This is a genomic window from Halalkalicoccus paucihalophilus (assembly GCF_001593955.1).
GTDB classification, from domain to species: Archaea; Halobacteriota; Halobacteria; order Halobacteriales; family Halalkalicoccaceae; genus Halalkalicoccus; species Halalkalicoccus paucihalophilus.
The window spans coordinates 201,285-227,601 of record NZ_LTAZ01000001.1; the positions used below are offsets into that span (position 1 = coordinate 201,285).

A 26,317-nucleotide genomic window follows, 5' to 3' on the forward strand; every position below is an offset into this window, starting at 1 on the left:
GCCCGAGTCGGGGTATGGTCGGAGACGTGGTGGTCGGTTTCTTGCGGGCGGGTGGAGAGGTCCTCCTGTGTCGCCGGGAGGCGAACACGAACGCGAACAGCGGACGCTGGGAAGTGCCCTCGGGGACCGTAGAGGGTGAGTCCTCGGCCGACGGCGTCGCATACGGGATCCAACGAGAGTGGGCGACCGGCGACGCGACGCTCGTTCGGGTCGGGGATCCGGTGACAGCCGGGGAATCGCGGCTCCATCCGTACCTCTTCGAGTGCGAATCGAACGAAACCAGCGAAGGGACCGAATCCGAGTGGGTCCACGCGACGGAGATCCGCCGCCGCGAGACGAGAGACGGGCTCTGGCGCGCCTACAGGGCGGTCTCTCCCACCGTCGGAAGCGTCCGCGAGGACCGCACGCACGGCTCGGCGTACGTCTCGGTTCGCGCCTTGGAGGTGTTGCGCGACCAGGCGGGCGAGGGGGCCGACTGGTCGGATCTCGTCGAGCGTGCGAGTGCGCTCCTGGAGGCACGCCCAAGTATGGCCGCGCTGGAAAACCGGGTCAACCGGGCGATGGCCGGGGCGAGCGGGGCCGAAAACGCCGCGGCGCTCGAACGGGCGGCCCGAGAGGGTATCGACCGGGCGCTGGCCGCAGACGGGCGAACGGCCGCGCGCGCCGCAAAGCGGCTCGACGGGGCGGTACTGACCCTCTCGCGGTCGGGGACGGTCGAGGAGGCGCTTTCGGTCGCCGACCTCGATCAACTGATCGTCCTCGAATCGCGACCGGATCGGGAGGGCCTCCATGTCGCGGAGGGGCTTGCCGACGCGCTCGACGTGACGGTGACGCTTGACGCCGCCGTCTCGCACATCATGGATCGGGTCGATATCGTCCTCGTGGGTGCGGACACCGTCCTCGCCGACGGGAGCGTGATCAACAAGGTCGGCACCCGGACGGCGGCGGTCGCGGCCGCCCACGAGGGGGTTCCCGCCTACGCGGTCGCGGCAGTGGACAAGATCAGTCCCTCGTCGGATCCGATCCTGGAATCGATCGACCGCGGGGTCCTCACCGACGACGAGCGCGTAGCCGTCGACTGCCCGCTGTTCGACCGCACACCGCCCGAACTCATCACGGGTGTGATCACCGAGGAGGGCGTGTTGGACACCACGGGGATCGCACAGCGGGCAACAGAGCACGCCCGCCGGTGGCGGTGGAAAGAGCCAAACGGCTCGACGGGATAGGGAGGGTGACGGCAGTGACGAGGGTTACCCCCACCGAGCCCCGTGTGACGAGGGACTTCCCCGAGCCGTCGCGTTCTCGGAAGGTTCAATCCCCCCGAGTGAGCGATAGCACCCGTATGCAGATAGACCAGTTGGGGATCCACGATTCGGTGAGTGCCGTCTTCCCGCCCGAACAGCTTCGCGACGCACTGGCCGACACCGCTCCGGCGGTGTCGGTCGTCGACGATGAGGGAGCCCGCGATTGCGATGCGGTCGTCACGTTCGCCTACGAAGAGGGATTTCTCGAGTGCGAGTGGATCCACTCGATCCAGGCGGGCTACGACCGCTTTCCGTTGGAGGAACTCGAGGATCGGGGGATCGTCCTCACCAACAGCACGGGAATCCACGGCGAGAGCGTCGGCGAGACGGTGCTGGGATACATGCTTTCGGTGGCCCGTCGACTCGGCCAGTACGCCCGTCAGCAGGAGCGAACGGAGTGGAATCGCCCCGACTGGGACGTCCCGTTTACCCTCGCGGGCGAGTCGGTCTGTGTCGTCGGCCTCGGGACGCTCGGACGGGGGATCGCGACGCGGGCGAACGCGCTGGGAATGGAGGTAACGGGGGTACGCCGGAGCGGCGAGCCCGTCGAGGGCGTCGAGCGGGTCTACACGAGCGACGAGCTCCACGAGGCGATCTCGGAGGCGCGCTTCGTCGCGCTTGCGGTCCCGCTGACCGAGGAAACCGAAGAATTGATCGGCAGGACCGAACTCGCCACGATGGACGAGGGAAGCCACCTGATCAACGTTTCCCGTGGATCGGTCGTCGATCAGGACGCCCTCGTTTCGGCCCTCGAAGACGGCGAGATCCGTGGGGCGGCGCTGGACGTCTTCGCCGAGGAACCGCTCCCCAAGGACTCGCCGCTCTGGGAGATGGAGGAAGTGCTCGTCACGCCCCACGCCGCGGCCTACACGCGCGGGTACTACGAGGCCATCGCGGGGCTCGTCCGGGGGAATCTGGATCGGAACGCGGCGGGCGAGGAGTTCGAAAACCGGGTCGTCTGAGGGCGTCGGCCGTGGGTCACTCCGCGGAGAGTCCCCACTCCTCGTCTGCGATCCGCTCGCTCGCGAGGGTCTCTGCGTCCCCGAGCACCCGGACGAGAAAGCCGCCGTCGTCGCGCTCGACCTGCAGGTCGAGGGTCATCACGTCGGCGCTGAACGTCGTCTCGCTGGTTTCCGTGTCTCCGTCGCCGGCGGTCACGCGGTAGTCCTCGTAGCCGATCCAGGTCGAGGCCTCGATCGTGCCGTCCTCGTCGTAGACGTCGACGTCGAGTCCGTCCCCGGTCTCGCTTTCCTCGACGTGGAAGGTGTACGTGTGCATGACCATGGGACGGCGTCACGTCGGGGCTCGGAAGTGGGTTGAGCCGGCGTTCGCAAGCCGCTCAGATGAACTGCAGGAGGTCGTCGCGGTGCTGTTCGCGCAGTTGGGTTTCGAGCGCCTCCCGCAGGGGCGCTGTCTGCCCGCGTTTCGCCGAGATCGGTGCGATGGTGTCGCGCCACTGCTGCCACGGCCCCGGCAGGCCCAGCCGATCACAGAGGGCGTCCAGCCGGTCGTCCCGTTCCTCGACCTTGTCCATCTTGTTGACCGCGACCACGGTGGGGATCCCGACCTCCCGCAGGAAGTGAAACATCTCCACGTCGTGGGGGATCTCGCCGCGCGACTCGTGGCGGTCGATGATGTCGATGACTGCCTTGCCGTCGACGACGAGCACGCCGACGAGGATCTCCTCGCTATGGTCCTCGATATACCGGACGATATCGTCTTTGATCGCTTCGCGGGCCTCCTCGTCGACGCCTTCCATGAAGCCGAAGCCCGGCAGGTCGGTGAACGTGAAGTCCGCACCCGCCCAGTCGTAGTGATTGGGCGAGCGGGTCACGCCGGGTTTCTTTCCCGTCGTGAAGGTGTGGCCGGTGAATTCGCGCATCAGCGTCGACTTGCCGACGTTCGACCGGCCGACGAAGACGATCTCTGCACCCCTATCGGGTCGCCCCTCGAACATGGCTTGGCTACCCGTCGGGGCGGGTTTACACTGTCGGATGGAGCGTCGAACACTCGCGATCCATGCGAGGGGTATTTGCATACCCCGCCATAATCGGAGGTGTGCGATTGGTACAGGTCACGATCCCGGCGGGCAAGCGAGAGACGGTGTTGGGGACGCTCGACGACGAAGGGATCGACTACGTGGTGACCGACGAGACGAGCGGTCGGGAGTACACCGGCGTGGTCTACTTCCCGCTGCCCGACAACGCCGTCGAACCGATCCTCGACGAACTCCAGGAACTCGGCCTCGAGGAGCAGTCCTATACGGTCGTCGTCGACGCCCAGACGGTCGTCTCGCGGCAGTTCGAGGATCTGAAGGAGCAATACTCGACCGACGACACTGACGAGGAGCGCATCTCCAGACAGGAACTCCACACCGAGGCCGACGAGATGACGCCGACGTTCCCGGTCTACGTGACGATGACGCTCATCAGCGCGATCGTCGCGACCGCCGGCCTGTTGCTCGACTCGCCGGCCGTCGTGGTCGGGTCGATGGTAATCGCGCCGCTGATCGGCCCCGCGCTGGCCGCCAGCGTCGGCACCGTCACCGACGACGACGAGATGTTCTGGAACGGAATCAAGTACCAGGCGTTCGGGCTCGGGCTCGCGATCGTCGGGGCTGCGGTCTTCGCGTGGCTGCTCAAGACCGTGAACATCGTCCCGCCGGGGATCGAACTCGCCTCGATCGGCGAGATCAGCGAGCGCTTCACCCCCGATCTGCTCCTGTTGGCCGTCGCGCTCGGGGCGGGCGTCGCTGGCGTGCTCGCGCTCTCGACGGGCATCTCGGTCGCGCTCGTGGGCGTGATGATCGCCGCGGCGTTGATCCCGCCCGCCGCCGCGGCCGGCATCGCCATCGCGTGGGGGCTGGTCATGGAGACCATCGGGGCGACCGTGCTCGTGCTCGTCAACGCCGTCTCAGTCAACCTCGCGGGCGTGGCAACGCTGTGGTACACCGGCTACCGGCCCCGCAACTGGTTCGAAACCGACGACGCCCACCGCAAGATGCTTCGCAACGTCGCGGTCTTCGCGGCGGTCGTCATCGTCCTCTCGGTCTTTCTCGGGAGCGTCACCCTCTCGACGTACCAGACCTCCGTTGCCCAACAGGAGATCAGAAACGACGTTCAGGCCACGCTCGAGGAGACCCAGTACGAGCAGTTCACCCTGCTCGAGATCGAGTCCTCGACCGGCCAAGGAGTCACCTACGAACAGGGGACCATCGTGGGTATCAACCAGCAGATCACGCAGGTGACGGTCACCGTCGGTTACGAGGGCAATCCCGATCGGGCGGCGCTGGCTGACGCCCTTGCAGAACGGATCAACGAGGGCCTCCAGCACGAGGTGACCGTCGAGGTCCGCTTCGTCGAGGTCGAGCGGCGAAGCGGCTAGTCGGCTCGACGGGCGCCACTCACTCGTCGCCCCGTTCGGCTTGCACGTCCTCGAGCGAGTCCGCCTCGACGCGATCGATCTGTTGCTGCTTGACGTAAATGCCGTTCCGTGAGCCTGACCGACCCGGAACCGACGAAAGAGCGTCGGTGAGGGCGCCCGAACGACAAGCGACGTGGCCGGGACACAGCGGCGGCTGCCGGGGATAGCCTTTTTCGCCCGTCCGGAGTAGGGTCGGTGTGCGACTGGTTCGGATCCTCGTCGACGAGGGGGACAGGGGTGAGATCGTCGACGTGCTCGAAGGCGAAAACGTCGATTACGTCATCAGCGGCGAGAACGCCACGGGGGATGCCGTTTTGATCGAGTTTCCCCTTCCGACCGACGCGGTCGGCGAGATCCTCGGCCGTCTCGACGAGGCGGGCTACGAGGACACGTATACGGTGATCAGTCAGGTCGAAAGCGCCCGGACACCCAACGCCGAGACGCTGATGGAGCGGTACGCCGGCGACTTCGACCCGCTCACGACGCGAGAGCTCAAGTCGAAGGCCCGCGACATGAGCAACGACTGGCGGTCGTTTCTCGTCTTGATGGTGCTCGCGGCCTGGATCGCCACCGCCGGTCTGTTGAGTGACTCGCCGGCCGTCGTGGTCGGCTCGATGGTGATCGCGCCGATCGTGGGGCCCGCGCTGACCGCGGGCGTCGGTGCCGTCACCGGTGATCGCGAGATGCTCGCGGCGAGCATCAGGCTGCAGGCCGGCGGCCTCGTGGTCGCGATCGTTGGCGCGGCCGCCATCGCGGCGGTCATCCGCTGGGGGATGTTCGCCCAACCGGATCTCGCGCTGGGGTCGATCGAACTCATCGGGGTGCGGGTAGCCCCGACGCTGTTTGCGGTGGTCGTCGGGCTCTGTGCGGGCGCGGCCGCCGCCTTCGGGCTCACGACCAAGGGGCCGATGTCGCTGATCGGCGTGATGATCGCCGCGGCGCTGATCCCGACCGCCGCCGCGACCGGCATCGCCATCGCGTGGCGCGATCCCGTGATCGCGTCGGGCACGCTCGTGTTGCTCGTGATCACGCTCGTGGCGATCAACCTCGCGGGGGTGGCGGTCCTGTTCGTGCTGGGATACCGCCCCGAGCGCTCCCTACTGAAGGGACGACCTGCCGTCGGAACCGTCCTCGTCGCCGCGTTGCTCGTCTCGGCCGTCGCGCTCACGGGCGTGGCGACCGCGAGCCAACTGAGCCACGAGCGGACAGTCAATCAAGTAGTCGACGCCGAACTCGCCGAGCGCGAGAACGTGACGGCCGTCGCCGTCCGCAGCGAGTACGGTGACCTCTCGGCGTTTACCGGTCCCGAGACCGTGACCGTCGTCGCGAGCTACACCGGCAATGGTGACCCACCGAGTCACCTCGCGGCCGATCTTGAGGACCGACTCGACGACCGGACCGACCGCGAGGTCACGGTGCGGGTGCGCTTTCAGGAGTACCAGACCGCCTCCTGACGGTCGTATCACACGATCCCACAAAACGATTTTTGTCCTTGCAGAGAAAACTGAATACTCGTGAGACAACTATGACCGAATCAGACCCCTCGAAACGGAGAGAGCGGGTCGCAGGCGTGATCAGCGAGTCGGCGCGCGAGCCGCTCAAAGGGATCGTAAAGGACGCAATCAGGGAGGTCGAAGCCGAGTCGGCAGAATCGGAGCCGGCCGAGACCGAAGGGAACGCGGAGCCCGAGGGCGGGCGTGGGCTGCTCTCGACGCTGTTCGTGCTCGCGGTGCTCGCGACGGTCGCTTACGCGCTTGCCCGTCAGTTTTCCCCGGCCGAGGAGGTGGCGGGCGAGGCCGCAGACCGGACCCGAGAGACGACGGCCGCGGCCACGGATCGAGCCGAGGACCCGGGTGTGACGAAGCGGGCGGAGGCGATCGCAGAGACGGTGACCGCGACCACGAGTGCGGTGACTAACCGGGTCAAGTCGGTCGCCGACCGCACCGAACACGCCGTCGAGGAACGCGCCGACGGGGCGGTCGAGACCGCCGAAGAGGTCGACGAGCGCGTCGAGGAGGCGGGCGAACAGGCCGAGGAGTACGGCGAGAAGGCGGCCGAGGGGATGGAATCCGCTGGCGAAGAGGACGACGACCTCACCGACGAACTCGAAGACGACGAAACCGACGAAGAGGAGTGAGCTACTCGAAGGGGAGTTCCGGTTCGTAGCCGATCGCCTCGATCGCCCCATCGAGGAGTTCTTCGATCCCCTCCCCGTTCTCGACGCTCAGGTAGAACTCGGCCTCGATGTCGCGCGATCGATCGGCCTTGCTACAGACCGTAAAGACGGGCACGTCGAACGTCGCGGCGATCTCGTCGCGAAGCGCGAGTTGAGCCTCTACGGGATAGCCACACGCCGCGCTCGCGTCGACGAACACCAGCACGCAGTCGGCGAGATGCGTGAGTGCCGAAACGGCCTGTGATTCGATCTCGTTTCGTTCCTCCGGGGGCCGGTCGAGCACGCCGGGGGTGTCGACGAGCTGATAGCGGATGTGATCGCGCGTGAGATGCCCGACGCCGATCCCCTTGGTCGTAAAGGGATACGTGGCGGTCTCGTGGCGGGCGTTGGTGACGTGATTGACGAACGTGGATTTGCCGACGTTCGGGTAGCCCGCGACGACGATCGCCGGGTCGTCGGGATCGATCTCGGGGAGGTCCCGAAGCTGGTTGCGTGCCTCACCGATCATGAGGAGGTCCTCTTCGACCTCCTCGACCACGCTCGCGAGCCGGGCGAACGCCTGCTTTCTGTGTTTTCGCGCGAGGTCCGCGTCGACCCGGAGCCTCCCCTGATACTCGCGGCCGATCTCCTTGGTCTTGCGGCTCGCCCACCCTACCTCCGAGAGGCTCTTTCTGAGTTCGTCGACGTCGACGATCGCGTCGGCGAGTTCGTAGTAGAACGGGTCGACCGTATCGAAGTCGGGCCACGAGGTGACGACGTTTTCTAGGTTATCGGAGAGGATATTGGATGCCGTCTGGAGCATGGACTGCTGGGCCTCCGCGCCGCTTTTCGCCCGCCCCGACCGGGCCGCCCGCGAGAACGCCTTGTCGATGAGTTCCTCCGATCTGGGCGTCGTCGGAAGGTCCTCGAAAATCATACACGCGCTACGGTAGCGCGGTATAAAAGGCCGTGCTTTGGCGCGGCGACAGCGCATTTTTATCGTCCGAAAACCAACAGAAGGACATGACGGACTGGCAAGCGGTCGGCTACGGCTTCGTCGTGATGTTTCTCGTCGGCGCGATCGGGCTGGCGATCCCCGGTCTGGGACAGCTCACGGCGGGACTCGTCGGCGGCTTCGTCGCGGGCTACGTCGCCGGTGGCGGCCTCGTCCGGGGCTTTTGGCACGGACTGCTGGCAGGAAGCCTCGGTGGACTGATCGTTGGAGTGCTCTTATGGGGTGCGATCGCGCTCGTCGGACTGGCGGGCGGGCCGGTCGGCGGTGCGGCCGGCGGGCTGGCCGGCTTCGGCGTCTTCGCGGTCGTGGCACTACTCGCGCTGGTGATGGCCGCAGAAAGCGCGGTCGCAGGCGCGGTCGGTGCGGTGTTGAAGAGCTAAGGACGGGTCGCTAACGCCGCTCGCGAAGTTCGCTGCGCAGATCGTCGAGGTCCATGTCCTTCATCGAGAGCAGGACGAGCAGGTGGTAGATCAGATCGGCGGATTCGGCGGCGATCTCCCCGCGGTCGTCGTCCTTCGCCGCCAGAATCACCTCGGTCGTCTCCTCGCCGAGCTTCTCGAGGACTGCGTTCTCGCCCTTCTCGTGGGAAAAGAGCGAGGCGGTGTAGGAGTCCTCCGGCAGGGCCTCCTTTCGGTCCTCGATGACCGCGAACAGTTCGTCGATGATATCCGAATCGCTCACAACTCCTCCCCCATGAGTTCGCCCATCTCGCGGATGTCGGTCAGGTCGTCGAACTGCGCCCTGTCCTGTCGGCTCTGCTCGAAGACCTCCGGGGCGACCTCGACGGGCGCGTTGGTCCGGGCGGCGAGGGCCAACGAGTCGCTCGGGCGGGCGTCGACGACCACCGATGTCCGGGGTCCTTGCACGTGGAGGTCGGCGATGTAGGTCCCTTCGTCGCTGATCGAACTGATCTCGACGCGCTCGACGCGCCCGCCGAGTTCCTCCATCACGTCGAGGAGCAGGTCGTGGGTCAACGGCCGGCCGATGTCGTAGGCGTCCATCCCGTGGGCGATGCTGTTTGCCTCCTCGAAGCCGATGAAGATCGGCAGGACCTCCGGTTCGTCCTCGACGACGAGAACGACGACGGGGACCGGTCCGTCGGGCGTGCCAGCGACACGCACGGCGTCGATACTGGCGTTCATACCCCTTCGAGGGGGCCGACGCCTAAAGTCCTACTGTGTGGCGGCGACCGAATCGAAGAGGGCGAGGCGATGGATCCGAGGATCGTCGGTGAGTTCGGGGTGGAAAGCGGTCCCGACGATCGGGCCTCCACGGACGGCGACCGGCCGCCCCTCGACACTCGCGAGCACCTCACAGCTCCTCGAATCGGCGATCACGGGCGCGCGGATGAACACCGCCGGAAACGGCTCGTCGAGCCCCGTAACGTCGAGTGTAGTCTCGAAGCTGTCGCGCTGGCGGCCGAAGGCGTTTCGTTCGACTTCGACGTCGAGCAGGCCGAGGCTCTCAACGCGGTCGTCCTCACAGCGACCGAGCACGATCAGCCCCGCACAGGTCGCGAGCACCGGCTTGCCGGCCTCGACGTGGTCGCGGATCTCCGGGGCGATTCCCTCCTTGTGAATCAATCGGGAGATCGTGGTGGATTCGCCGCCGGGGGCGAGGAGGAGATCACAGTCGGGAAGACGGCTCGAAGAACGGATCTCCCGGACCTCGACGCGCTCGTCGACGGCCTCGCCCGCCCGCGAGATGGCGCGGACGTGTTCGGAGACGTTACCCTGAACGGCGAGCACGCCAGCGAGGAGCGTCATACCGACCCGTACGAACGGCGAAGAGAAAAGTCCCGCGTCACACCACGACGTTGAGGATCTGGATGAAGACCCCGAAGAGCACGCAGAAGACCATGACCGTCTTCGGATCGACCGTGATCGCGTTCCTGTCCTCGGAGTCGAAATACCGGACGAGCCCGGCGCTGCTCATTAACCCGCCGCTGTTCTGTCCGCTGCTCATAGTTGCGTTCGGGTCGCTTCGGAACATAACTGTTTCGGCTGGGCGGTGCGGGAGGGCGGACGGATCACACGACTGGGAAACGCTTATTCGCATCGCGTGGGTAGCCTGTGGTGAACGATGGCTGTAACCCTGAAAGACTTCTATGCCGATTGGTGTGGACCGTGCAAGACCCAGGACCCGATCCTCGAGGAGCTCGAGGACGACTGGGAGGGCCGTTTCGACGTCGAGAAGGTCAACGTCGACGAGAACCAGGAGACCGCAAACGAGTATCAGGTCCGCTCGCTGCCGACCCTGATCATCGAGAACGACGACGGCGTCGTCGAGCGCTTCGTCGGCGTCACACAGCGAAACGACATCGAGACCGCCCTCGAAGAGGCGGGCGCGTAGAGAACTCCGTTATTCGAACCGAACGCCCACGTCGTGGAGGTCGTTGTGTATCGCGAGGTTGATGAGCAGCGGCGTCAGCGACTCGACCTCCGCGGCATTGGCGAGGGGACCGGCGTACAACGTCCGTAGCCCCTCGATACCCTCCGCGAGCAGTTGAACGATGTCGAGGGCGTCCTCGTCGTCGCCGACGAGCAGTGTGTCCTCGTCCAGCGCGATATCGAGGTTCGCGAGCTTGTCCGCAGAGAGGCTGTGAAACGCGCCGACGATGGGAACGTCCTCGGGGGCGGTTTCGGCGACCATCGCGGTGACGCTGCCCGCCGAGGGGCGGTTGTAGTGAAGGCCCGACTTCTCCCGCTGCATCCCGACGGCGGGGCTGACGAGGATCGTCTCCGAATCGAGCCTATCGGAAATCGACTCGACCGTATCGCGGACGTGATATGGCGGGACCGCGAGGACGACCACGTCGGCGCGGTCGGCGGCCATCGCGTTCTCGAAGCCCTTGATCGTCGTCTCGATCCCTCGACTATCGAGTTCGGTCTCGTACTCCGCGGCCTTCGTGCGTGCCTTCTCGGGGTCCCGCGAGCCGATCAGGATCTCGTGGTCCGTATCGTAGGCGAAGCGCAGCGCGAGCCCCTCGCCGATGTCGCCGGTGCCACCACAGAGTGTGATTCGCATACGGGAACTGACGAGGGACACGGCCTAAAGGTTCCGAGAGAGGCACCTGAACGGAGGCGGCCACAAGCTATACCAGCGTTTGTAGGGACGAACGGACATGAGGAGTACCGAGACAGTCGACGTGCTGATCGACCCGCCCGACAGCCGGAAGAAGCCGGGACGGGTTTTTTTGGGTACCGGCGTCCTCCTGATCGCGCCGACGCGCCACAGTCCGCTGGCCCGGACGATCGGGGCATGGGCGAACGGGCTGTTCGCTCACATCCCCGAGGAAATCGGCCTGTACGATCCCTTCGCGGTAACGCGCGAGCAGGCGGCGAACGATCCCGAAGCCGTGCGAATTCGCTACGGCGACGTCGAGGCGATGGCGCCCGTGGTGCGCCCGACCGGGTTCTCGCTTTACCTCCAGGTGGCGAGGCGAAGCGACGAAATCCGGCTCGGATTTCGCTCGAACAACGAGCGGGGCCAGCTCGTGGCGCTCGCGCGGGCGATCCGCGACCGGGCGCGTGAGGCCGGCCGGGAGGTCGAGCTGTACGAACCCGACGGACGGGTCCGGCTGGTGTCGCTGGCCGAGTGATTACTCCAGCAGCTCAGGCAGGTCGTTGACCGAGTCGAGCACCGCCGCCGCGCCCTCGGCCTCGTACTTCCCTTTCCCGCGTTCACCGGTCAGCCCGCCTGTGAGGACGCCGACGCCGTAATAGTCCCTGTCGGGATCGGCCTCGGCGGCGTTTCGCGCCGTGCGCACGTCGTCCAAGGTGTCGCCGACGAAAACGACCGAGTCGGCGTCGAACCGCTCGGCGAGCGCCACGAGCGCCCGCGGATGGGGCTTTCCCTCCTTCCAGTCGTCCATCGTAAAGCGGTGTGTCTCGGGGATCGCGAGCCCGACTCTCGACAGGGCGATCTCGGCCTCCGAGGCGGGCCGCCCAGTCAGGACGCCGACCGCACGGTCGGCGAGCCACTCCCTCGTACTCGCATCGAGCAACACCGGCTCGTCGTGGATGAACCCCGAGTGGTCCACCAGAACCCCCGGCGGCGTCTCGCCTTCGAGGTCGCCGTAGAGATCGGCTCCGAGATACAGCCACTGGAACACCTCGTGCAGGCGCTCGCGGTCCCAGCGCCCGAAGACCCGCTCTGTGGCCGCCGGCGAGAGGGCGATCTCGACGACGTCCTCCGCCGCTTCGAGACCGCCCCCGCGTTCGGCGATGCGGTCGGTGAACGCCTCGACGGACTGGGCATACCCCTCCTGACGGGCGAGGACGTACAGCGCCGCCGCATACGTGAGTTCCCAGTCGTTGTTGAACCCGCCCGCGTCCTTGAACGCCTGAATCCCCTCCCTGGGGATGGTGTCGTCGTAGACCCGCTCGATGGACTCGACGATCGCCCGGCGGTACGAGTCGGCAACGTCGACGAGCACCCCGTCGATATCGAGCACGACGCAGTCTGCGCGCATACCCGACCGTACGAGCGAGGGGGTATGTGGCTATTGTTTTCCGTCGAGGGATTACGCCAGCGTATACGTATCGAACCGGCGGACGACGTACTGATAGGCGACCGGCGGCACGACGGCCCCGAGCGAGACGGCGACGACACCGCCGACGAGACGGAGCGTCGCGGGGGCTATCTCGACGGGCGAGACGAGAAGCGTCGACCAGAACGCGACGGCGTTCGAGACGAGGGTCGCACCGCCCGGAATCAGGGCGACGCCAGCGCCGAAAAAGCCCATCGCCAACACGAACGAGTAGGAGACGAACGCCCGCTTGCTCGGAACCACGACGCGCCGATTACGGGTGATCCGGACCGCACCGAACCGCGGGAAGGCGGTTCCGATCGCCAGTGCGACGACCGGCCCGGTGACGCTGAGAAGGGCGCTCACGGCGGTCAGCAGTACCCAGACGGTCGGTTCGAGCGGGCTCAACGCGCCCGCGATCGCGATCACCGCCACGAGCACGGGGAGGCCGACGGCGGTCACAGAGAGGACTTGCCCCCGAACGAACTGGGAGCCACGAACCGTCGAGGTCAGCGTCACGGGGAGCATCGGGCCCTCGTCGCCCAGCGGGTTGAGCGCGGCCGCACCGATCGCCCACGCACCGTAGAGCGCCAACAGAACGGGAAGCGACTCCGGGACCCGCCCCGACGTGGCCGCGTCCCGAAGCGGAACGAACAGGAACAACAGGGGATACGCCACGTAGACGAGCCGAAACGGGGCACGGGCGGTCCGCGCCCAAACGGTCGCGGCCACGGTCCGCGTTGGACCGGTCGCGACCCGCGAGAGGACGGGATTGGACCCCGACGACCCGTGCCGTGTTCGGGCCGCGGGTCGGGCCCCGTCGCTATACCAGAGGCGGATCGCCGTCCGGACGTCGAGCGCGAGCAGCGACGGACCGCCGATCACGAGCAGACAGATCGCACCCGCGACCCGCATCGGATCGGGATCGACGCCGGGAACGCCGAGCACGAGCAGGTCGCCGAACCACGCGATCGGGACGTCCTGCAGGAGGACGAACAGTCGCGAAAGAACCCGGCCGAACGCCTGCGAGGAGACGGCGGCGAGGTAGACGAGGAATCCGACGACCGCGAGGACGGAGCGGTATCGCGTGAGCAGTTCCGAGCGGGCGAAGACGGTCTTGAGCAGCGTTCCGACGAGATGGCCCGCGAGCAGCGCCGTCACGAACAGCGCGAACAGCGCGAGGACGAGGCTCGGAAACGCCGTCGGCGCTCGGAGGCCGATCGCCAACGCCGCGCTCACCGCGAGGATCGGAACCGCGACGACCGACATCAGACGAGCGAACTCGGCCAGCACGAGTCCGCCGACCACGTCGGCCGCCGGAACCGTCGTCAACAGCCCCGCGTCGTTGTCGATCCGACCCGTTTTGCCGACGGCCCGCTGGGCGAGCAGTATCGCCGAAACGAGCCAGAGGAGCGCAAGCGCCCCGCGGGCGACCGCGAGGACCGGAACGGCGGCGACGATGGAGTCGGCGAAGTGATAGGCCACGTACGAGCCGCCGACCGTCGGCCCCCCGACGAACAGCAGCGTAAAGACCGCGAACCCGAGCAACTGGATCGGTTCCGTACTGATGGCCCTGCGGCCCCGGAGACACTCGATACGCGCGATTCTGGCGCTCGTTCGCGGCGTCGGCCAGTTCATCGACCCACCGACGCGAGTCGTTCGTGACGACGATCGAAGGGACAGGAACCGACACGATCGGCCACCACCGAAATCATGCTTATTACATCATCCATGAATGTGAAAACAGTATCGTTCGGCTGTTCGACCCGTCGGTCGCCCGCCGGTGTCGATCCGGCTCCGTGGAAACGGGTCGTCGGGCCCGTCTGCAACGGATCAGTCCTCGAACCGCGAGCGCTTTGCGACGAACAGCGTCTCCGCCGGGAGGGTGCGCCGCGAGACGGGGATTGCGGGGCCGTCGCCGCCGAGCGTGGTAAAGAGGAAGTCGGCGTCGACCCGACGGGCGAGCGCTCGAATCGGCCGATGGAGTTCCGGCGGACAGTTGAGCGCGTAGATCGCGTCGGCGTCGGCGTAGATCCCGAGGTCGGGGTCGGTGACGTCGTCGAGGACGAAGGCGACGTTGTCAGGCACCTCGCGGGGATAGACGTCCGTCACGGTGACCCGTCTCCCCGCGTCGGCGAGCGCGCGGGAGACGTCGGTCCGACGACCGATCCCGACCTCGACCAGAACGTCGTGGGGGGCGAGTTCCGCGACGAGTCCCTCGAAGCGACCCGATTTCATGGCCGTGATACTTATGATTCGGTACGTCATACCCCTTTTCATGCATGTCGACATCGTGCCGGTCGGGGAGCTCTCGGCGGCGGTGAAACGGGAGGCCTCGTCGGGGCTGCGGTCGGTGTATGACTGTGACGTGACACTCCACGACGAGCAGTCGATCCCCGCCGGCGCGTACGACGCGAACCGAAACCAGCATCGGGCCGAGGAGTTCATCGAACTGGCCTCCCGGGTGGGAAGCGGCGAGAAGAACATCGCCATCACCGCCAAGGACCTCTTCTACCGCCGGCGCAACTACGTCTTCGGGTTGGCGTATCTCGACGGCAACGGCAGCGTGATCTCGACGTATCGCCTCCAGACCTCCAGTGACGGCGGCTTTTCCGAAAAGAGCGCGGGCGAGATCTTCGGCGATCGGGTTCGCAAGGAGGTCGTCCACGAGATCGGCCACACGATGGGGTTAGAGCACTGCGACAACAACCGCTGTGTGATGAATTTCTCGCCGACCGTTCGGGAGGTCGACATCAAGGAGCAGAACCTCTGTGGGACCTGCCAGCGGACGGTCCTCTAACGCGCCGTCCAGCCCCCGTCGACGCCCAGACACGCGCCCGTAACGTATGAAGCGGCGTCGCTCGCGAGGAATACCACCGGCGCGGCGATCTCCTCCGGTTCGGCAAAGCGCTCTAGAGGGGTGCGCGAGAGCAACGACTCCTTGAGCCCCTCGTTTTCCATCGCCTCCCTCGTTAGCTCGGTCGCGACGTAGCCCGGCGCGACCGCGTTTACTCGTACGTCCGGCGCCCAGTCGAGTGCCATGCTCTTGGAGAGTCCTACGAGCCCGTGCTTCGAGGCGACGTAAGGGTGCTGGCGCGGCAATCCCACGAGACCGCCGACGCTCGCGACGTTGACGACCGATCTCACCGATTCCTCGCCGGCGACTTTCGCACACAGGAACGCTCCGCGAAGGTTGACGTCCAGCGTCCGGTCGTAGCCCTCCATCGCGACGGCCTCGGGCGTGCCGAGCGCGTCCTCGGGGTTGATCCCGGCGTTGTTCACGAGGACATCGGGCGAACCCATCTCCTCATCGACCCGCTCGAACAGCTCCCGAACCTCGTTTTCCTCGGTCACGTCGGTAGGTTGGAGCAGGGAGTCGCCGCCCCGGCTCTCGATCTCGCCGACGACGGTTTCGAGGGCGTCCTCCGATCGGGCCGCGGGCACGACGTCAGCGCCGGCATCGGCCAGTGCGAGCGCGATCGCCCGGCCGATCCCGCGGCTCGCCCCGGTGACGACGGCGACGTGTTCCGAGCAGTCGAACGCATCGAGAACTGACATACCGGGCGTGCGTCGGGCGGCGGCTTAAGGGCTCGTATGGACTCACCGTACGACCGTTACGGGCACCGGCGAGCGCCGGACGACGAGTTCGGCGGTGTTCCCGATCAGGAGCCGAGAGGAGAGATCCCGGCCGTGACTCCCGATCACGACGGCATCGAAGTCCCCGGCGCGCTCGACGATCGCTCTCGAAGGAGGCCCGAGCGCGACGGCGGTATCGATCCCGCGGTCGTGCTCGGCCGTGATCTCGCGTGCCCGGTCGAGTATCGGTTTCGCGTGTTCTGCCGCCGCCTCAGGGACGCTCTCGGAAAGCGAGAGTCCCACCGCCTCGCCCATGAACCAACTCGGAACGCCGACGACCGAAAGCACCGTTATCTCGGCGTCTGGATGGGCCTCGACGGCGAATTCGAGCGCGCGCTCGGCCATCCTCGAACCGTCCATCGCGACGAGAACACGGGCGAGCATACTCACAGTACGCTGTTATCAGCGATAAATCCGTGTTCGATTCGGACTCGCTCGTTCCGGGCTCTAGACAGTCGTAGTACTGTGGGATCAATAGCGTTTGACAACGAGAGAGACCACTACCGACTGGTTCGGTTCAGTCACCGGGAGAGGAGCTGCCCGACAGTCATGAGCGCGCTCGTGGTCCCAGTCAGTCCGATCAGGCTCAGAAGCCGAGAAGATCGAGATCGTTCCCGATGAACGGGATCAGGGCGAACGCGCCGAACCCGACGACCGCGAAGAGGATGGCCAGAAACGGATCGTAGCGCTCGTCGTGGAGTTCGTCAAGGGCCTCTGACAGCCGAACCCACTCGTTTTCCTCGGGCGTGTCACCGACCTCGGTGAGCCTGCGCTCGATCCCCTTGTCGGTGCGAACCGCATAGAAGAGCCGCCGGTAGCCGACCAGCATGGTGCCGAACATCGCGCCGACGAGGAGGTTCTCACGTCCGCCCAGTACGAGGACCGCAAGACCGACGGCGAGCGTCGGGGCGAGAAAGAGCGCGAGGAACTCGCGGAGGTCGACGAAGGGCGCTCGCGTCCCTTCACGGCCGGCGGGTAACACTGTCGTTCGGGAGCTACTACAGCCGATTCGTATAAAATTCCGGTGGCCAGTTCGCGATCCGCTCAGGGCGCGTAGTAGTACTCGCCCTGTTTTTTCTGCTGGCGGTCGAGCTGGCTGTCGGGCTTGTTGATCCGCGGGCGGCTCGTGCGCTCGTCGCGGCGGAAGGTCACATCGAGGTTCGCGAGGAACTCGTTCATCCCCTCGCGCATCCCCTGTGGCTGGCTCGCGTGGCCGTGGTGGGCGGGCTCGCCCTCGAAGACCAGTAGGCGGTCGGCGAGCAGGTCCATCATGTAGATGTCGTGGTCGATCACCATGACCGTCGCGTCCTGGGTCTCGGCGTACCGGCGGATCGCACGCGTCGCGAGCACCCGCTGTTCGACGTCCAGATGGGCGGAGGGCTCGTCGAGCAGGAACAGGTCGGCCTCCTTCGAGAGACAGGCCGCGATGGCGACGCGCTGGCGCTCCCCGCCCGAGAGGTCGTCGAGGTTCTGCTCCATGATCCGGGAGAGCTGGAGGGGCTTTGCGATCTCGGTGTTCCAGTGTGAGGAGCCGAACTCATCAGTAATGGACGAGAGGAAGACGTCGACGCGCATGGGCTGGTCGATCTCGATGTACTGGGGCTTGTAGGCGACCTCCAGATCGGTCTCGAACTCGCCCTCGTCGGGCGCGAGCTTTCCGGCGACGAGCTTCGCGAAGGTGGATTTCCCGATGCCGTTGGGCCCGACGATCCCGAGCACTTCCTCCTCGCGGATCGTACCGCTTTCGACCTCCAAGGAGAAGGCGTCGTCGCCGTAGGATTTGGTCATCTTCGGGTACTCGATCAGCGGGTCGGCGTGGCTCACGGTCCGGGGGGCGTGCTGTTCGAACCCGATGGCCTCCGGACGGATCCGCATGTTCTCGTTGTCGAGGTAGCCCGCGAGATACTCGTTGATACCATTGCGAACCGACTTGGGCGAGGTGATGACACCGTAGGCGCCGGGTTCACCGTAGGCGACGTGGAGGTTGTCACAGAGCAGGTCCAGGATCGCGAGGTCGTGTTCGACCACGAGCATGGAGCGATCGCCCTCTTCTGCGAGCTCTCGAATGATCCGGGCGACGGTGACGCGCTGGCCGATGTCGAGGTAGGGAGTGATCTCGTCGAGGAAGTAGAAATCGGCATCGCGGGCCAGACAGGCGGCGATCGCTACCCGTTGAAGCTCCCCGCCGGAGAGTTCATCGATCCCCTGATCCATGACGGGGGAAATCGAGAGCCGCTCGACCAGTCCGTCGAGCGCGCCGCGTTCGTCGGTGTGTTCGAGGAGTTCGCGGGTGTTGCCGTCGAACTGCTTGGGGATCTGGTCGACGTACTGGGGCTTTCGCGCGACGCTGACCTCGCCGTCGCGCACCTCGCGGATGTAGTCCTGCAGTTCGGTCCCCCGGTAGGCGTCGAGGACGGCGTCCCACCCCGGCTCCTCCTCGTGCCGGCCGAGGTTCGGAACGAGCTCGCCCGAGAGGATGTTCACTGCCGTGGATTTCCCGATCCCGTTCGGGCCGAGAATACCGGTGACTTGGCCCTCGATGGGGATCGGCAGGCCGTAGAGCGAAAAGGCGTTTTCTCCATACCTGTGGACGGGATCGTCCTGCAGTTCCTGGGGCAGGTTGATGATCTCGATGGCGTCGAACGGGCACTTCTCGACGCAGATCCCGCAGGTCTCGCCCAGACAGATCTCCTCGGAGATGCGGATCTGGTCGGGGCCGCCCTCCTCTGCGTCCTCGCCCCGTTGGGTGATACACTCCTTGCCCGTCCTGTTGGGCGGACAGTAGTTCGCACACTCGTAGCTACAGCGGTCGGGCTGGCACCGATCGAGGTCGACCACTGCGATACTGTCGTCGGCCATCGTTAGAACGTGACCTCGGTGGTGAGCAGGATGCCCCAGGTGACGAACCAGAGACAGAAGCTCATGAAGCCGATGAACAGTTTGTCCTTCGTCGAGAACTCCTCGACGATCCCCGTGACTTTCAGCACGGGGAACTGAACCAGAACGAGCGCCCCGAGCACCACGAGTGCGATGGGGTCGCCGGCGTCGCTCGCGAGCGCGGCGGAGGCGATCCCCGCGCCGATGCCCGCAAGCGAGCAGACCGCGGTGACCGTCACCGCCCGGATGTGGGCCGAGCGCTGCTCGACCGCTTCGGTTGCCATGCGTGAGAATCGGCCGCCGGGGCTCAAAAGCCGTTCGCTTATCCCTTCGAGACGGTGTGAGACGGATGCTCAACCTTTATACCCGTGGCGCGTTTCGATTCGTAGTGATGACTGACTCAGAGACGGAAACCGTCGAGGACCTTCCTCCGAGCGCGAAACTCGTCTTCAAGGTCCTCGAGTACAACGGCTCACTCACCCAGAAGCAGATCGTCAACGAGTCGATGCTCTCGGCACGCACGGTGCGCTACGCCCTCGAACGCCTCGAAAACATCGATATCGTAGATGAGGATATCTACTTCGCTGACGCCCGACAGAACCTCTATACGCTCGACAGCGAGGCGGTCGTCGCTGACGGCGGCCCCGACGAAGTCTGTTGTGCCGAATAACCAGCGCGACCGTCCAACCCATCTCGATTTCTCGTACTGACCGATCAGGCACCGACCACGGTGATCTGCTGGCTCCTGTCGATCGCTCGTTCCAACTCTTCGGCGATAGCACTTCCTCGCGAGACCTGAATGTCGCCGCCCCGTCCCACCGTCGCCGTAAAGAGGTACTCCTCGCCGGCTTTCACCTCGACGGTCTGGCCTGTCTGGGCACCGTCGACGGTAAGCCGGATATGGCGGGAGGTGATCTCCGGGGTGACGACCTGCCCGCGCTCGGTTCCCGTCGCCTCACCGGAGCCCCCGGGGTTGGGGTTCTCGTCGTGGGTCCGCACGTCGATGTCGATCCCGAGCCGGTTCTCGACGTCGGTGATCCGGCCGCCGCCCTTGCCGATCACGCTGGAGATGTCGTCCTCCTCGACGTAGACGACTGCCTTGTTCGAACCCTGGAGTTCGACGTCGACGTAGCCACGGGCGATCGACCGGATCTCGCGTTCGATCTCCTGGCGGGCGATCCGGTCGACACCGCCCTCGCTTTCCTCCGCATCCTCGAGCGGGACGGTGACGACCTGGCGGTTGAACGTGTAGATCTCGTAGGCCGGCTCGCCGGTCTCGAAGTCCTCGATGACGATCACCGGCCGGGCGAGGTCCTCCTCGGTCAGCCCTGCGGGCACCTTCACCTCCGTCGTGACGTCGTAGACCGTGTGGACCTCCCCGGCCTCGATATACACGACCGTGTCGACGACCTGCGGGATCATGCCCAACTCGACCCTACCAACTAATCGCTGGAGGGCGTCGATCGCGCGGGTCGCGTGGACGACGCCGATCATGCCGACACCGGCGAGACGCATGTCCGCGAAGACCTCGAAGTCGTCGGTCTTCCTGACCTCGTCGTAGATGGTGTAGTCGGGCCGGACCATAAGCAAGGAATCGGCGGTCTTGGCCATCGAGCCCGCGAGTTCGGTGTACTGGGTGATCTCGGGGCCGACCTGCAGGTCGCGGGGTTTCTCCATCGTCTTCACCGAGTAACCCGAGTCGTTGAGGAACTCGGCCACTGCCTGCGCGAAGGTCGACTTCCCCGCGCCGGGCGAGCCCGAGATCAGGATGCCGCGCTGGCGTTCGAGCATCCGATCGCGCAGCTCGTCGGCCGACTCGTAGTCGTCGAGGTCGGTCTTGACCAGGGGGCGAACGGCCGTGATCTCGATTCCGTCCGAGAAGGGCGGGCGGGCGATGGCGATCCGGTAGTCGCGGAACTGGACGATCTTCATGCCCGGTTCCGAGAGCTCGATGAACCCGTCGGAGGACTGTTTCGCACCGTTTACGATCTCGCGGGCGATCTCCTCGATCTCCTCCTCGGTCTGGACCTCCTCGCGGACGCGCTCAAAGCGCATCTCGCCGACGTCGCCGCGTTTGGCCATCGGCGGGACGCCGGCCTTGAGGTGGACGCTCATCGTCGTCTCGTCGAAGTACCCCTCGACGTCGAGGGTGCCGACCTCCTCGACTTCGGGCGAAATGTACTCGACGGCCAGTCCCTTCGCCTCGGCGACCTCGCTCTGGACGATGTCGCTCGTGACGAACGTGGCCTCGTGGTCGGCCGCGAGGTCGCGGATGAGTGCGTCGATCTCGCCCTCGGCGGCTTGTCCCTTCTCGATCGAATCGGGCCTGCGGCCGACGTACTCCAGTTTGATCTCGCCGGCGTCGGCGAGTTCGGCAAGCGTCTTGAGTTCCTCCAAACCACTCCACCCGCTGTCGATGCCCTCGTTGGCCTGGTGTTCGAGTTCGCCGACGACCGCCTCGGGGACCAATACGGTCGCACCGGCGAACTCGCCGTCGCGGACCCGCGTGGAGACGCGCCCGTCGATGACGACGCTCGTGTCCGGGAGAACCTTCATACCGTCCATAGTAGCCGGGACGTTGATAAGGGTATTTCATCGGGAGGTCGGCCGGAAGCGATACCGGTCCGGAAAATGAGACGTACGTATGTCGAAAGACCGACCCGACCACGTCGTGACGCACCAGCACCTCTGGGCCGGCGTCCTCCTCGGGATCACGCCGGTCGTCGCGGCGTTCGAGGTGGCGGACGGCGGGTCGGTGCTGTACGGGGCGTTCCTCGGGTTGCTCGTCGCGCTACCGATCACGACCGTCCTCCTCTCGCCGCGAAGGCGAATCAGGTGCTGGTCTCCCGAGGACGACGGAACGTATAGGAGAGCTCCCCGCTCTCTGCGGTGATCGTTCCCTCGTTATGGTCGAACGCGAGGAACTCGACCCGGCTGTCGAACTCGTGAAGCGGCATGCTCCCCGTGAGTCGGCCGCTCGCGGTGATCTCGATGATCGCACCCCCGAGGGTGCAGCTCACCAGATCGCTCTCTGCGTGGCAGTGGCCGTCGGCACAGAAGCGCTCGATCTCGGCGACGACGCCCTCCCAGTCGGCGATCTCGACTTCTCTGGGTTCCCCGTCCATACCCGTCGTAGGCGAGGTGACGCGATAGCGTTTCGTGGCCACTTATGCTCCCGGCGGGCGGCGGAGTCGCATGGACGACGTACCCGAACTGACCCGCGAGCTCGTCTCGATCCCGAGCCACGAGGACGAAACCGCCGCGGGCGATTTCATCGAACGATGGCTCCGCGAGGAGACCGACGGCGAGGTGACCCGCGACGAGGCGGGCAGTGTGTTCGCACGAACGGGCGATCCGACGGGGCCGACGCTCGCGCTCGTGGGCCATCACGACGTGGTGCCGCCCGCCGAGGAGCAGACGAAAAGCGGCGAATACATCGTCGAGGAGCGCGATGGGCGCCTCTACGGCCGCGGGACTGCCGACATGAAAGGGGCGGTGGCGGCGGCGATGTGCGCGTTTCGGGATAGCGAGGTGCCACGCACCTCGGACTCTTCGAGCGGCTCTCGGCCGCGAGATGCTGCTCCGGCGGGCGAACTCGTCTTCGTCAGCTTCGTCGGTGAGGAAAGCGGGGGAATCGGCGCGCGCCACGCCATCGAGAGCGGCTTTGCCCCCGAGTACGCGGTCGTCTGTGAGGGCTCGACGAACTACTCGAAGCAGGGGGTGACCGACGTGGTGGTCGCCCACAAGGGTCGGCGGGGCAGTACGATCACCGCCCGGGGGACGGCGAGTCACGCGAGCGAACCCGAAGCGGGCGAGAACGCCATCTATCGGGCCAGTGAGGCGGTCGACATCGTGCGAGGGATCGACGCCCCGACGGCGACGGTGCTCGGAAACCATCTCTCGGGGTCGGTCGCGGTCACCGAGATCGAGGGCGGATCCGCGATGAACGTGATCCCGGATCGCTGTACGGTGACGGTCGACGAGCGCACCGTCCCGGGCGAGCGCGCGCCCATAGAACGAGTGACGGAATTGGAAGGCGTCGAATGGGCAGTCGATCAGGACCTCCCGCCGATGGCCTGTTCGAACGACGGGTTCGCAGAGCGAATGCTCGCTGCGGCTCGCGAGGCCCAAGACGGAGTCTCGGAACTCGTCTCGAAACCCCACGCGACGGACGCGGGCTGGCTCGCGGAGGCGGGCACCGCCTGTGTGGTCTGTGGCGCGTCCGAACCGGGCGAGGCCCACACGAGGAACGAGAGCGTCTCGCTTGCGGTGCTGGATCGGTGCTATCGGCTGTACCGCGAGGCCGGGGAAGGTTTCATCTGATCGATACGTCTCGCGGCGGAGGGACAGGTCTTTGCGTCTCGACGCGCAACCGGGGGGTGACGTGAGCCGCTCTCAGTCCCCCGGACCGCCGAGACCGAAATCGAAGCAGGACGCCGAGACGGAGACCACCGACTGGAAGCGCCCGCAGCAGATCCTGTTGGTGGCCGGAATCGGCCTGTTCGTGATCGGGTTGATCGCGACGCTCGGGCTGCCGTCGCTCGGATTGGGCCCGTTCGGAACCGACAGCCCCGGCGGCGACTCGCCGCCCGGCCTCGCGGACAACGGATCCGACCAGACCGGCGACACCGATGCCAACGGCTCCAACGGCGGGGACGACACTACGGACGACGGAGCAAGCGAGAGCGGTGGTGACGGAGGCGACGGCGGTGACGGAAGCGGCAGTGACGAAAGCGATAGCGGCGATAGCAGCGATGGCGATGCCGCCGGTTCATCCGACGACGGTGGCGACACGGACACTGACGACTCGACGGACGGCGCCTCGGACGAGGGAAGCGCCGATTCGACGGATGACTCGAACGACGACGGCGGAAACGCCGATGAGGGCGACGGCTCGAACGCTGACGACGGGAGCGGAGACGACGGGAGCGGAGACGACGCGAACGCCGGCGACGGGGACGGAGGGAACGACGGCGGCCTCCCGGTCTTCGGCGGCGGTGACGATGGCGGCGATGACAACGCTGGGGACTCGAACGATGATACCGGTGCGGACGAGCAAAACGGCGGGGACGACGGCGATAACGAAAACAGCGAGGACGAACAGACCGACAGCTCCACGGACGAGAGCGCCGACGACGCACCCGCAGATGAGGACAACTCGTCGGATGACGCCGATGGAGACGACGGCGCACCCGACGAGGAGCAGAACACCAGCGAGGAGGAGGACAGCGGCGATGAAGCGCCAGCGGACGAATCAGAGCCGTCCTCAGGAACCGGGGACGACTCGAGCGAGGACACCCCAAGTGACGGCGGAAACGGATCCGGCGAGCCATCCTCGGCCGATTCGGGAAATGACGACGGCGGTGTGAGCGACAGCCAAGGCGGTGAGAGTGCCGACGACGGAACGAACCAGACCGAGGCTGGTTCGGGAAATGAAACCGGCGGTGCGAGCGACGGCCAAACCGATGCCGACGGGAACACCACCGAAGCGAGCGATCCCGTAGCGAGCGACACCGAGGAGGCCGGTTCGGGAAATGAGAGCGGCGGTTCGGGCGACGATACGAACCAAGCCAACGGTTCCGACGGCGGTGAGACGGGAAATGACGACGGCGGTGTGAGCGACAGCCAAAACGGCACCGACACTGCCACGGAGCCGGACGAATCCGTGACGGCCAACGAAACCGAACCACAGGACGACCCCGAGGCGAACGGGACCGAGGACGCGAACGGAACCGGGAACCAGTCCGAGGGCAGTTCGGCGGACGGGAACGGTACCGACGCGGGCGGTCTCCTCGGCATCGTCGGCTGAGCCACTCGCCGCGACCAGCGAATTCTTGACGAGGCGTTTCGAATCGTAGGTATGGCACAGTCAACCGCCGAGACCGACGCGAACACCTACGAACAGTTCCTCGAGAAAGTCAGGCGCATCGAGAACCTCGGCGCCGGCGCGGGCGTTCTGCAGTGGGACCAGGAGGTCAAAATGCCCGACGAGGGGATCGAAGCGCGCTCCCAGCAGCTTTCTACCCTGTCGGCGGTCATCCACGAGGAGTTCACCGACGAGGAGATGGGCGCGTACCTGAACGAACTCGAATCGACCGATCTCGACGACGAGCAGGCGGCGGTCGTCCGCGAGATCCGCCGCCAGTACGATCGAAAGACCCGCGTCCCCACCGAGTTGGTCGAGGAGATCTCGCGGACGACCTCCAAGGCCCTGCCCAAGTGGAAGGAGGCCAAAGCCGAGGACGACTTCTCGATCTTCGCGCCGATCCTCGAAGAACTGATCGAACTCAAAAAGGAGTACGCCGAACACATCGACCCCGACGCCGACCCCTACGAGGTCCTCTTTGCCGACTACGAGCCCTACATCGAGTTAGAGAAAGCCGAGGAGATGCTCGCGCGACTGCGCGAGGAACTCGTCCCACTGATCGATTCGGTCTCGGACTCCGACGCGGAACTGGCGACCGACGCCTTCGCCGGCGAGTTCGACCCCGACACCCAGGAAAAGCTGGCCCGTGACGCGCTCGATGTCTTGGGCTACGACTGGGATCGCGGGCGGCTCGACACCGCGCCCCACCCCTTCTCGACGGGCAACCAGTTCGACGCCCGCGTCACCACGCGATTCGACGAGACGGACCTGCTGGGCGGGCTTACGAGTACGATCCACGAGTTCGGTCACGCCACCTATACCTTAGGACTGCCCGACGAGCACTACGGCACCCCATTGGGCGACTCGCGCGACCTCACCGTCCACGAGTCCCAATCGAGACTCTGGGAGAATCATGTGGGTAGGTCCCGGGCGTTCTGGGAACTGTTCCACCCGCGAGTCGAGGAGCGCTTTCCCGATGTCGAGGCAAGCGGCGAGGACGCCTACGAGGCCGCAAACCAGGTCCACGACGACAACCTCATTCGCGTGGAGGCGGACGAACTGACCTACCACATGCACATCGTCCTCCGGTTCGAGATCGAGCGCGAACTCATCGAGGGCGACCTCTCGGTCGAGGAGATCCCCGAGACGTGGAACGAGAAGATGGAGGAGTTCCTCGGGATCAGGCCCGACACCGACGCCGAAGGCTGTCTACAGGACATTCACTGGAGCCACGGCTCCTTCGGCTACTTCCCGACCTACTCGCTGGGGAGCGTACTCGCCGCCCAGCTGTATGCGAACGCCGACGAGGAGATCGACGACCTCGACGGGAAGATCCGAGAGGGGGAGTTCGACCCGCTTCGCGAGTGGCTCGTCGAGAACGTCCACCGCCACGGCGCGCGCTACACCACGCCCGAGTTGATCGAGGAGGCCACCGACGAGGCCTTCACCGCCGATTACTTCCTCGAGTACGTCACCGAGAAGTACGGCGAGCTGTACGATCTCTGAGACG

32 protein-coding genes are annotated in these 26,317 nt (G+C 66.0%); 14 read left to right on the top strand and 18 right to left on the bottom strand.

Going from position 1 to position 26,317, the window contains the following annotated elements:
• The first annotated feature begins 14 nt into the window (after positions 1-14).
• Positions 15-1,226, top strand: coding sequence for an initiation factor 2B-like protein (locus tag HAPAU_RS01055; protein ID WP_066378452.1), 1,212 nt, complete (start codon positions 15-17; stop codon positions 1,224-1,226).
• A gap of 116 nt (positions 1,227-1,342) precedes the next feature.
• Positions 1,343-2,266 (top strand): D-2-hydroxyacid dehydrogenase, encoded by a 924-nt coding sequence (ddh, locus tag HAPAU_RS01060; protein ID WP_066378454.1) that lies wholly within the window; start codon positions 1,343-1,345, stop codon positions 2,264-2,266.
• A 16-nt stretch (positions 2,267-2,282) separates the two neighbouring features.
• On the opposite strand, the gene HAPAU_RS01065 is transcribed toward ddh, so the two are convergent.
• Together HAPAU_RS01065 and engB are read right to left on the bottom strand one after the other, a co-directional pair.
• Entirely contained in the window at positions 2,283-2,588 is a 306-nt protein-coding gene (locus HAPAU_RS01065; protein WP_066378455.1) for a hypothetical protein, read from the bottom strand.
• Between the two features lie 55 nt (positions 2,589-2,643).
• Positions 2,644-3,261, bottom strand: coding sequence for a GTP-binding protein EngB (engB, locus tag HAPAU_RS01070; RefSeq protein WP_066378456.1), 618 nt, complete (start codon positions 3,259-3,261; stop codon positions 2,644-2,646).
• 101 nt (positions 3,262-3,362) lie between these two features.
• Between engB and HAPAU_RS01075 the strand changes: the two genes are divergently transcribed.
• The 3 genes from HAPAU_RS01075 to HAPAU_RS01085 all read left to right on the top strand — a co-directional run bounded on the left by HAPAU_RS01075 (position 3,363) and on the right by HAPAU_RS01085 (position 6,864).
• Entirely contained in the window at positions 3,363-4,688 is a 1,326-nt protein-coding gene (locus HAPAU_RS01075) for a TIGR00341 family protein (protein WP_066378457.1), read from the top strand.
• Between the two features lie 236 nt (positions 4,689-4,924).
• On the top strand, positions 4,925-6,181 hold the full coding sequence (locus HAPAU_RS01080) for a DUF389 domain-containing protein (protein ID WP_066378458.1): 1,257 nt from the start codon (positions 4,925-4,927) through the stop codon (positions 6,179-6,181).
• Positions 6,182-6,252: 71 nt separating this feature from the next.
• Positions 6,253-6,864 (top strand): hypothetical protein, encoded by a 612-nt coding sequence (locus HAPAU_RS01085; RefSeq protein WP_066378459.1) that lies wholly within the window; start codon positions 6,253-6,255, stop codon positions 6,862-6,864.
• Position 6,865: 1 nt separating this feature from the next.
• Here HAPAU_RS01085 and HAPAU_RS01090 read toward each other — a convergent pair whose 3' ends face one another.
• Positions 6,866-7,819: an NOG1 family protein gene (locus HAPAU_RS01090; protein WP_066378461.1), complete on the bottom strand. Its 954-nt coding sequence runs from the start codon at positions 7,817-7,819 to the stop codon at positions 6,866-6,868.
• Between the two features lie 86 nt (positions 7,820-7,905).
• On the opposite strand from HAPAU_RS01090, the gene HAPAU_RS01095 reads away from it, so the two are divergent.
• Positions 7,906-8,277, top strand: coding sequence for a DUF5518 domain-containing protein (locus tag HAPAU_RS01095; RefSeq protein WP_066378463.1), 372 nt, complete (start codon positions 7,906-7,908; stop codon positions 8,275-8,277).
• 10 nt (positions 8,278-8,287) lie between these two features.
• Here HAPAU_RS01095 and hisE read toward each other — a convergent pair whose 3' ends face one another.
• Genes hisE through HAPAU_RS01115 form a run of 4 tightly spaced genes read right to left on the bottom strand, consistent with a single transcriptional unit; the run spans position 8,288 to position 9,862 of the window.
• Positions 8,288-8,578 (bottom strand): phosphoribosyl-ATP diphosphatase, encoded by a 291-nt coding sequence (gene hisE / locus HAPAU_RS01100; protein ID WP_066378472.1) that lies wholly within the window; start codon positions 8,576-8,578, stop codon positions 8,288-8,290.
• Positions 8,575-9,039 carry a bifunctional nuclease family protein gene (locus tag HAPAU_RS01105; protein WP_066378473.1) on the bottom strand — a complete coding sequence of 155 codons (465 nt, stop codon included), beginning with the start codon at positions 9,037-9,039 and terminating at the stop codon, positions 8,575-8,577. The genes hisE and HAPAU_RS01105 overlap by 4 nt, the downstream gene beginning before the upstream one ends.
• A gap of 30 nt (positions 9,040-9,069) precedes the next feature.
• Entirely contained in the window at positions 9,070-9,663 is a 594-nt protein-coding gene (gene pdxT / locus HAPAU_RS01110; protein ID WP_066378474.1) for a pyridoxal 5'-phosphate synthase glutaminase subunit PdxT, read from the bottom strand.
• Positions 9,664-9,700: 37 nt separating this feature from the next.
• Positions 9,701-9,862, bottom strand: a complete 162-nt coding sequence (locus tag HAPAU_RS01115; RefSeq protein WP_066378477.1) for a preprotein translocase subunit Sec61beta — start codon at positions 9,860-9,862, stop codon at positions 9,701-9,703.
• 117 nt (positions 9,863-9,979) lie between these two features.
• Between HAPAU_RS01115 and HAPAU_RS01120 the strand changes: the two genes are divergently transcribed.
• Positions 9,980-10,249 (top strand): thioredoxin family protein, encoded by a 270-nt coding sequence (locus HAPAU_RS01120; RefSeq protein WP_066378479.1) that lies wholly within the window; start codon positions 9,980-9,982, stop codon positions 10,247-10,249.
• A gap of 9 nt (positions 10,250-10,258) precedes the next feature.
• Here the strand turns inward: HAPAU_RS01120 and npdG are convergent, their stop codons facing one another.
• On the bottom strand, positions 10,259-10,924 hold the full coding sequence (gene npdG, locus HAPAU_RS01125; RefSeq protein WP_066378481.1) for an NADPH-dependent F420 reductase: 666 nt from the start codon (positions 10,922-10,924) through the stop codon (positions 10,259-10,261).
• Positions 10,925-11,021: 97 nt separating this feature from the next.
• On the opposite strand from npdG, the gene HAPAU_RS01130 reads away from it, so the two are divergent.
• On the top strand, positions 11,022-11,498 hold the full coding sequence (locus HAPAU_RS01130) for a hypothetical protein (RefSeq protein WP_066378491.1): 477 nt from the start codon (positions 11,022-11,024) through the stop codon (positions 11,496-11,498).
• Here HAPAU_RS01130 and HAPAU_RS01135 read toward each other — a convergent pair whose 3' ends face one another.
• The 3 genes from HAPAU_RS01135 to HAPAU_RS01145 form a co-directional block, all read right to left on the bottom strand.
• On the bottom strand, positions 11,499-12,371 hold the full coding sequence (locus HAPAU_RS01135) for a TIGR01548 family HAD-type hydrolase (RefSeq protein ID WP_066378493.1): 873 nt from the start codon (positions 12,369-12,371) through the stop codon (positions 11,499-11,501).
• Between the two features lie 51 nt (positions 12,372-12,422).
• The gene (locus HAPAU_RS01140; RefSeq protein ID WP_066378496.1) at positions 12,423-14,066 is read right to left on the bottom strand and encodes a hypothetical protein; all 1,644 of its coding nucleotides are present in this window, start codon (positions 14,064-14,066) and stop codon (positions 12,423-12,425) included.
• Between the two features lie 195 nt (positions 14,067-14,261).
• Complete coding sequence (locus tag HAPAU_RS01145) at positions 14,262-14,666, bottom strand: UPF0146 family protein (RefSeq protein WP_066378501.1); 405 nt, start codon at positions 14,664-14,666, stop codon at positions 14,262-14,264.
• Between the two features lie 40 nt (positions 14,667-14,706).
• Here HAPAU_RS01145 and HAPAU_RS01150 point away from each other — a divergent pair, with 40 nt between their 5' ends.
• Positions 14,707-15,228, top strand: a complete 522-nt coding sequence (locus HAPAU_RS01150) for an archaemetzincin family Zn-dependent metalloprotease (RefSeq protein WP_066379367.1) — start codon at positions 14,707-14,709, stop codon at positions 15,226-15,228.
• On the opposite strand, the gene HAPAU_RS01155 is transcribed toward HAPAU_RS01150, so the two are convergent.
• The 5 genes from HAPAU_RS01155 to HAPAU_RS01175 form a co-directional block, all read right to left on the bottom strand.
• Positions 15,225-15,986 (bottom strand): SDR family NAD(P)-dependent oxidoreductase, encoded by a 762-nt coding sequence (locus HAPAU_RS01155; protein ID WP_066378505.1) that lies wholly within the window; start codon positions 15,984-15,986, stop codon positions 15,225-15,227. The two genes, HAPAU_RS01150 and HAPAU_RS01155, sit on opposite strands and share 4 nt — an antisense overlap.
• A gap of 42 nt (positions 15,987-16,028) precedes the next feature.
• Positions 16,029-16,448, bottom strand: a complete 420-nt coding sequence (locus HAPAU_RS01160; RefSeq protein WP_066378508.1) for a universal stress protein — start codon at positions 16,446-16,448, stop codon at positions 16,029-16,031.
• A gap of 202 nt (positions 16,449-16,650) precedes the next feature.
• Positions 16,651-17,046, bottom strand: a complete 396-nt coding sequence (locus HAPAU_RS01165; protein WP_245634003.1) for a hypothetical protein — start codon at positions 17,044-17,046, stop codon at positions 16,651-16,653.
• A 62-nt stretch (positions 17,047-17,108) separates the two neighbouring features.
• Positions 17,109-18,923, bottom strand: coding sequence for a ribosome biogenesis/translation initiation ATPase RLI (locus HAPAU_RS01170; RefSeq protein ID WP_066378510.1), 1,815 nt, complete (start codon positions 18,921-18,923; stop codon positions 17,109-17,111).
• A 2-nt stretch (positions 18,924-18,925) separates the two neighbouring features.
• Positions 18,926-19,225 carry an EMC6-like membrane protein gene (locus tag HAPAU_RS01175; RefSeq protein WP_066378513.1) on the bottom strand — a complete coding sequence of 100 codons (300 nt, stop codon included), beginning with the start codon at positions 19,223-19,225 and terminating at the stop codon, positions 18,926-18,928.
• 107 nt (positions 19,226-19,332) lie between these two features.
• On the opposite strand from HAPAU_RS01175, the gene HAPAU_RS01180 reads away from it, so the two are divergent.
• Entirely contained in the window at positions 19,333-19,611 is a 279-nt protein-coding gene (locus HAPAU_RS01180; RefSeq protein ID WP_066379368.1) for a winged helix-turn-helix domain-containing protein, read from the top strand.
• A 44-nt stretch (positions 19,612-19,655) separates the two neighbouring features.
• Here HAPAU_RS01180 and HAPAU_RS01185 read toward each other — a convergent pair whose 3' ends face one another.
• Positions 19,656-21,497 (bottom strand): PINc/VapC family ATPase, encoded by a 1,842-nt coding sequence (locus HAPAU_RS01185; protein WP_066379370.1) that lies wholly within the window; start codon positions 21,495-21,497, stop codon positions 19,656-19,658.
• An 88-nt stretch (positions 21,498-21,585) separates the two neighbouring features.
• Between HAPAU_RS01185 and HAPAU_RS19610 the strand changes: the two genes are divergently transcribed.
• The gene (locus tag HAPAU_RS19610; protein ID WP_245634004.1) at positions 21,586-21,834 is read left to right on the top strand and encodes a hypothetical protein; all 249 of its coding nucleotides are present in this window, start codon (positions 21,586-21,588) and stop codon (positions 21,832-21,834) included.
• Here HAPAU_RS19610 and HAPAU_RS01190 read toward each other — a convergent pair.
• Positions 21,773-22,066, bottom strand: a complete 294-nt coding sequence (locus HAPAU_RS01190) for a hypothetical protein (RefSeq protein WP_066378516.1) — start codon at positions 22,064-22,066, stop codon at positions 21,773-21,775. The two genes, HAPAU_RS19610 and HAPAU_RS01190, sit on opposite strands and share 62 nt — an antisense overlap.
• 70 nt (positions 22,067-22,136) lie before the next feature.
• Between HAPAU_RS01190 and HAPAU_RS01195 the strand changes: the two genes are divergently transcribed.
• From HAPAU_RS01195 to HAPAU_RS01205, 3 genes are all read left to right on the top strand, one after another.
• Positions 22,137-23,264 (top strand): M20 family metallopeptidase, encoded by a 1,128-nt coding sequence (locus HAPAU_RS01195; protein ID WP_066378519.1) that lies wholly within the window; start codon positions 22,137-22,139, stop codon positions 23,262-23,264.
• A gap of 61 nt (positions 23,265-23,325) precedes the next feature.
• The gene (locus HAPAU_RS01200; protein WP_084383649.1) at positions 23,326-24,750 is read left to right on the top strand and encodes a hypothetical protein; all 1,425 of its coding nucleotides are present in this window, start codon (positions 23,326-23,328) and stop codon (positions 24,748-24,750) included.
• Between the two features lie 51 nt (positions 24,751-24,801).
• A complete protein-coding gene (locus HAPAU_RS01205; RefSeq protein ID WP_066378524.1) occupies positions 24,802-26,313 on the top strand; it encodes a carboxypeptidase M32 in 1,512 nt (503 codons plus the stop codon).
• The last annotated feature ends 4 nt before the right edge of the window (positions 26,314-26,317 follow it).

Excerpts from the sequence above, each read along its gene's own strand:
- HAPAU_RS01120 (WP_066378479.1), top strand. The coding sequence starts at position 9,980 with ATGGCTGTAACCCTGAAAGACTTCTATGCCGATTGGTGTGGACCGTGC.
- HAPAU_RS01140 (WP_066378496.1), bottom strand. The coding sequence starts at position 14,066 with ATGAACTGGCCGACGCCGCGAACGAGCGCCAGAATCGCGCGTATCGAG.
- HAPAU_RS01085 (WP_066378459.1), top strand. The coding sequence starts at position 6,253 with ATGACCGAATCAGACCCCTCGAAACGGAGAGAGCGGGTCGCAGGCGTG.
- HAPAU_RS01145 (WP_066378501.1), bottom strand. The coding sequence starts at position 14,666 with ATGAAATCGGGTCGCTTCGAGGGACTCGTCGCGGAACTCGCCCCCCAC.
- npdG (WP_066378481.1), bottom strand. The coding sequence starts at position 10,924 with ATGCGAATCACACTCTGTGGTGGCACCGGCGACATCGGCGAGGGGCTC.
- HAPAU_RS01160 (WP_066378508.1), bottom strand. The coding sequence starts at position 16,448 with ATGCTCGCCCGTGTTCTCGTCGCGATGGACGGTTCGAGGATGGCCGAG.
- HAPAU_RS01195 (WP_066378519.1), top strand. The coding sequence starts at position 22,137 with ATGGACGACGTACCCGAACTGACCCGCGAGCTCGTCTCGATCCCGAGC.
- HAPAU_RS01135 (WP_066378493.1), bottom strand. The coding sequence starts at position 12,371 with ATGCGCGCAGACTGCGTCGTGCTCGATATCGACGGGGTGCTCGTCGAC.
- HAPAU_RS01095 (WP_066378463.1), top strand. The coding sequence starts at position 7,906 with ATGACGGACTGGCAAGCGGTCGGCTACGGCTTCGTCGTGATGTTTCTC.
- HAPAU_RS01115 (WP_066378477.1), bottom strand. The coding sequence starts at position 9,862 with ATGAGCAGCGGACAGAACAGCGGCGGGTTAATGAGCAGCGCCGGGCTC.
- HAPAU_RS01090 (WP_066378461.1), bottom strand. The coding sequence starts at position 7,819 with ATGATTTTCGAGGACCTTCCGACGACGCCCAGATCGGAGGAACTCATC.
- HAPAU_RS01175 (WP_066378513.1), bottom strand. The coding sequence starts at position 19,225 with ATGGCAACCGAAGCGGTCGAGCAGCGCTCGGCCCACATCCGGGCGGTG.
- HAPAU_RS01190 (WP_066378516.1), bottom strand. The coding sequence starts at position 22,066 with ATGGACGGGGAACCCAGAGAAGTCGAGATCGCCGACTGGGAGGGCGTC.
- HAPAU_RS01130 (WP_066378491.1), top strand. The coding sequence starts at position 11,022 with ATGAGGAGTACCGAGACAGTCGACGTGCTGATCGACCCGCCCGACAGC.
- HAPAU_RS01105 (WP_066378473.1), bottom strand. The coding sequence starts at position 9,039 with ATGAACGCCAGTATCGACGCCGTGCGTGTCGCTGGCACGCCCGACGGA.
- HAPAU_RS01055 (WP_066378452.1), top strand. The coding sequence starts at position 15 with ATGGTCGGAGACGTGGTGGTCGGTTTCTTGCGGGCGGGTGGAGAGGTC.
- HAPAU_RS01150 (WP_066379367.1), top strand. The coding sequence starts at position 14,707 with ATGCATGTCGACATCGTGCCGGTCGGGGAGCTCTCGGCGGCGGTGAAA.
- HAPAU_RS01065 (WP_066378455.1), bottom strand. The coding sequence starts at position 2,588 with ATGGTCATGCACACGTACACCTTCCACGTCGAGGAAAGCGAGACCGGG.
- pdxT (WP_066378474.1), bottom strand. The coding sequence starts at position 9,663 with ATGACGCTCCTCGCTGGCGTGCTCGCCGTTCAGGGTAACGTCTCCGAA.
- ddh (WP_066378454.1), top strand. The coding sequence starts at position 1,343 with ATGCAGATAGACCAGTTGGGGATCCACGATTCGGTGAGTGCCGTCTTC.
- HAPAU_RS19610 (WP_245634004.1), top strand. The coding sequence starts at position 21,586 with ATGTCGAAAGACCGACCCGACCACGTCGTGACGCACCAGCACCTCTGG.
- HAPAU_RS01185 (WP_066379370.1), bottom strand. The coding sequence starts at position 21,497 with ATGAAGGTTCTCCCGGACACGAGCGTCGTCATCGACGGGCGCGTCTCC.
- HAPAU_RS01205 (WP_066378524.1), top strand. The coding sequence starts at position 24,802 with ATGGCACAGTCAACCGCCGAGACCGACGCGAACACCTACGAACAGTTC.
- HAPAU_RS01180 (WP_066379368.1), top strand. The coding sequence starts at position 19,333 with ATGACTGACTCAGAGACGGAAACCGTCGAGGACCTTCCTCCGAGCGCG.
- HAPAU_RS01170 (WP_066378510.1), bottom strand. The coding sequence starts at position 18,923 with ATGGCCGACGACAGTATCGCAGTGGTCGACCTCGATCGGTGCCAGCCC.
- engB (WP_066378456.1), bottom strand. The coding sequence starts at position 3,261 with ATGTTCGAGGGGCGACCCGATAGGGGTGCAGAGATCGTCTTCGTCGGC.
- HAPAU_RS01155 (WP_066378505.1), bottom strand. The coding sequence starts at position 15,986 with ATGTCAGTTCTCGATGCGTTCGACTGCTCGGAACACGTCGCCGTCGTC.